The 4,264-nt window shown below is 67.0% G+C and carries 3 protein-coding genes and 1 pseudogene; 1 reads left to right on the plus strand and 3 read right to left on the minus strand.

Annotated features, from left to right (window positions below; genetic code table 11):
* From V7Z54_RS09475 to ppsA, 3 genes and pseudogenes are all read right to left on the minus strand, one after another.
* A pseudogene (locus V7Z54_RS09475) lies at positions 1-488 on the minus strand (histidine kinase); the annotation flags it as partial.
* Positions 489-513: 25 nt separating this feature from the next.
* Positions 514-687, minus strand: a complete 174-nt coding sequence (locus tag V7Z54_RS09480) for a hypothetical protein (protein ID WP_334136123.1) — start codon at positions 685-687, stop codon at positions 514-516.
* Between the two features lie 54 nt (positions 688-741).
* Positions 742-3,135, minus strand: coding sequence for a phosphoenolpyruvate synthase (gene ppsA / locus V7Z54_RS09485; protein WP_334136125.1), 2,394 nt, complete (start codon positions 3,133-3,135; stop codon positions 742-744).
* A gap of 176 nt (positions 3,136-3,311) precedes the next feature.
* On the opposite strand from ppsA, the gene ppsR reads away from it, so the two are divergent.
* Positions 3,312-4,130, plus strand: a complete 819-nt coding sequence (ppsR, locus tag V7Z54_RS09490; protein ID WP_334136127.1) for a posphoenolpyruvate synthetase regulatory kinase/phosphorylase PpsR — start codon at positions 3,312-3,314, stop codon at positions 4,128-4,130.
* Positions 4,131-4,264: the final 134 nt, after the last annotated feature.

Genomic DNA, 4,264 nt, shown 5'->3' on the forward strand with positions numbered 1-4,264 from the left:
GTGCTCTCCTGCCACCAGGGTAGCGATCCGGCGCCGTGCCCGCCCTCGCTCACCACCACCGCGTAAGCCACGGCGATGCCCTTGAGTTGCAACGCGATATACGGAACGATCCCGACGACGGTAATCAGGGTCACCAACCCCGCCACGGCCGAGCTCTTGCCGTAACGGCTGCCGATGAAGTCGGCGATGGTGGTGATGCGGTAGGTGTGCGCGATGCGCACCATCTTGCGCAGCACTGTCCAGCCCAGCACCATGGCCAGCGTTGGCCCCAGGTAAATGGGCAGGAACCACAGCCCGCCGCTGGCGGCGCGCCCGACGCTGCCGAAGTAGGTCCACGCGGTGCAGTACACCGCCCACGACAGCGCGTAAATCCACGGGTTGTCGATGACCGTGCGCCCGGCCCGCGCGCGGCCATCCGCCCAGTGCGCCAACGCAAACAGCAGCCCTAGATACGCGACGGCGGCAGCGGCAACGATCCCGGCAGACACCGCTCGCCTCCCCGAGCCTGCGCCGTCAATCCGGCGCGCGCTCCACGATCACGGCCAGCGCCGCGATCAGCAGCGCCCAGACGACGAATAGGGCGACGACGAAGGGGGCGCCGATCCCCAGCCCATCGGCCCATTGCCCCCACAGGCCCACCAGCGGAAAATGCAGCGCCAGCACCCCGGCGGCAAATAGGACCCACAAGCGCTGAGCCGTGGACGGAGTGCCGAAGGGACGCATGGCGCTGTCCGTATCGTCTCAGGCGCGGCTGGCCAACCGTTGCCAGGTGTCGATCACCGTGTCCGGGTTCAGTGAGATCGAGCTGATGCCCTGCTCCATCAGCCACTGGGCAAAGTCCGGGTGGTCGCTGGGCCCCTGCCCGCAGATGCCGATGTATTTGCCCTGGGCACGGCAGGCGCTAATCGCCTGCGCGATCAGCGCCGTCACCGCCGGGTCGCGTTCATCGAAATCGTGCGCCAGCAGCTCCAGGCCCGAGTCACGGTCCAGCCCCAGCGTCAGCTGCGTCAAATCGTTGGAGCCGATCGAGAAGCCGTCGAAATACTGCAGGAACTGCTCGGCCAGGATGGCGTTGCTGGGGATCTCGCACATCATGATGAGCTTGAGGTCACCTTCACCACGCCTGAGGCCGTGGGCGGCCAGCAGCTCGGTGACGCGGCGCGCCTGCTGCAGCGTACGCACGAACGGCACCATCACCTGCACGTTGGTCAGGCCCATATCCTCGCGCACGCGCTTGAGCGCCTCGCACTCCATCGCAAACGCCTGGGCGAAGTCGTCGCTGATGTAGCGCGCCGCGCCGCGAAAGCCCAGCATCGGGTTTTCCTCATCCGGCTCGTAGCGGCTGCCACCGATGAGCTTGCGGTACTCGTTGCTCTTGAAGTCAGACAGGCGCACGATGACCGGCTTGGGCCAGAACGCAGCGGCAATGGTCGCCACGCCTTCGGCCACCTTGTCCACGTAGAAGGCGCGCGGGCTGGCGTGGCCACGGGCCGCCGACTCGACGGCGCGCTTCAGATCGGCGTCCACGTTGGGGTAGTCCAGAATCGCCTTGGGGTGCACGCCGATATTGTTGTTGATGATGAACTCCAGCCGCGCCAGGCCAACGCCGGCGTTGGGAATCTGAGCAAAGTCGAACGCCAGCTGCGGGTTGCCGACGTTCATCATGATCTTGACCGGCAACTCGGGCATGGCGCCGCGCTGCACCTCGGTCACTTCGGTCTCCAGCAGCCCTTCGTAGATGTGGCCGGTGTCGCCTTCGGCGCAGCTGACGGTGACCAACTGCCCGTCTTTGAGCGCTTCGGTGGCGTTGCCGCAGCCCACCACGGCCGGAATGCCCAGCTCACGCGCGATGATGGCGGCATGACACGTGCGCCCCCCGCGGTTGGTGACGATGGCGCTGGCACGCTTCATGATCGGCTCCCAGTTGGGGTCGGTCATGTCGGTCACCAGCACGTCACCCGACTGCACCTTGTCCATCTCGGCGATCGAGTGCACGATGCGCACCTTGCCGGTGCCGATCTTCTGCCCGATGGCGCGGCCGCTGGCCAGAACCGGCCCCTTGGACTTGAGCTTGTAGCGCAGCTCCACCTGCCCAGCGGCCTGGCTTTTGACCGTCTCGGGGCGCGCCTGCAGGATGTAGATTTGACCATCGACGCCGTCCTTGCCCCACTCGATGTCCATCGGCCGGCCGTAGTGCTGTTCGATGACGAGCGCATAGCGCGCCAGCTCCAGCACGTCGGCGTCGGTGAGGCTGTAGCGGTTGCGCTGCTCCACCGGCACGTCCACCGTCTTGACGCGCTTGCCGCTGGCGGCCGCCTCCTCGGGGGTGGCAAACACCATCTGGATGAGCTTGCTGCCCAGTCTACGGCGGATGATGGCTTGCTTGCCCGCCTTCAGCATCGGCTTGTGGACGTAGAACTCGTCCGGGTTGACGGCACCCTGCACCACCGTCTCGCCCAGCCCGTAGCTGGCGGTGATGAAGACCACGTCCTCGAAGCCGCTTTCGGTGTCGATGGTGAACATCACGCCCGACGCCCCCAGGTCGGAGCGCACCATGCGCTGCACGCCGGCCGACAGCGCCACCTCGCTGTGCGCAAAGCCCTTGTGCACCCGGTAGCTGATGGCGCGGTCGTTGTACAGGCTGGCAAACACCTCCTTGATCTTGTGCAGGATCTGCTCGATGCCGACGACGTTGAGGAACGTTTCCTGCTGTCCGGCGAACGACGCATCGGGCAGATCCTCGGCGGTGGCGGAGGAGCGCACGGCGTAGCTGCCGCCGGCGCCGCCGTCGAGCCTGGCGTAGGCGTCACGGATGGCCTGCTCCAGCGCGGGCGGAAACGGCTGCGCCTCGACCATGGCCCGGATCTCGGCGCCGGTGGCCGCCAGCGCGCGCACGTCGTCGGCGTCCAGCGCCGCCAACTTGGCGTGGATGCGTTCGTCCAGCCCGCCGTGGCGCAGAAACTCGCGGAACGCGTGCGCGGTGGTGGCAAAGCCGGTGGGTACGCGCACGCCCTGCGGCAGCTGCGAGATCATCTCGCCCAGGCTGGCGTTCTTGCCGCCGACGGCCTCGACGTCGGACATGCGCAGCTGCTCGAACGGCACGACCAGCGCGTCGGGGGGAAACAGGGAAGACATGGTGGATACTCCTCGATGATGCAAAACCGGGGGCGCCTGCGGGCAACGGGGGCGGCGACGCGGCGGCACGGGACTTTCGGGTTATTGTTCTGGCCCAATGCGGACATGCGGCGGCAGCAACCCCTGCGGCGGTCGCCATAATGCGGGGATTGTAATTGGCCCACCCTGCCCGCCCCATGGCCCAGCGCACCGCTTTCTTCGTCTCCGACGGCACCGGCATCACCGCCGAAACCTTTGCCCGCGCCCTGCTGGCGCAATTCGAAATCCAGCCCCGCATGGTGCGCCTGCCCTTTGTGGACAACCTGGACAAGGCGCATCAGGCGGTACGCCAGATCAACCATGCCGCCGAAGTCGATGGCAAGCGCCCGCTGGTGTTTACGACGCTGGTCAACGAGGACGCCATGGACGTGCTGCGGCGCGACTGCGCCGGGCTGCTCATCGACATGTTCGGCACCTTCATCGCCCCGCTGGAGCGGGAACTGGGCATGAAGTCGAACCACCGCGTCGGCCGCTTCTCGGATGTGACACGCAGCCGCGAGTATCACGACCGCATCGAGGCCATCAACTTCACGCTCGAACACGACGACGGTCAGACCGACCGCAGCCTGGAGCTGGCCGACGTCATCCTGGTCGGCGTCAGCCGCAGCGGCAAGACCCCGACCTCGCTCTATCTGGCGCTGCAGTTCGGTCTGAAGGCGGCCAACTACCCGCTGATTCCGGAAGACTTCGAGCGGCGCCAACTCCCCCCCGCGCTGTTGCCCCACCGCAAGAAGCTGTTTGGGCTGACCATCGACCCTCAGCGCCTGAGCGAAATCCGGCACGAGCGCCGGCCCAACTCCCGCTACGCCAGTCTGGATAACTGCCGCTACGAGGTGCGTGAGGCCGAGGCGCTGATGCGCCGCGCCGGCATCCGCGTGCTGTCCACCACGCATAAATCCATCGAGGAGATCGCCACCCTCATTCGGCAGGACCTCGAGGAATCAGCGGGACGCTGACGCTGTGACCCGGCGCGTCGGGTCGGCGGCCCGCTTGGTCGTCCGGGCGGGCATGGCGGGCGGCGCGGTAGAAGTGCACGATGCGCTGCACATACGCCCGGGTCTCGGGAAACGGGGGCACGCCACCGTAGCGC

The organism is Tepidimonas sp., assembly GCF_036824975.1.
Lineage (GTDB): Bacteria > Pseudomonadota > Gammaproteobacteria > Burkholderiales > Burkholderiaceae_C > Tepidimonas.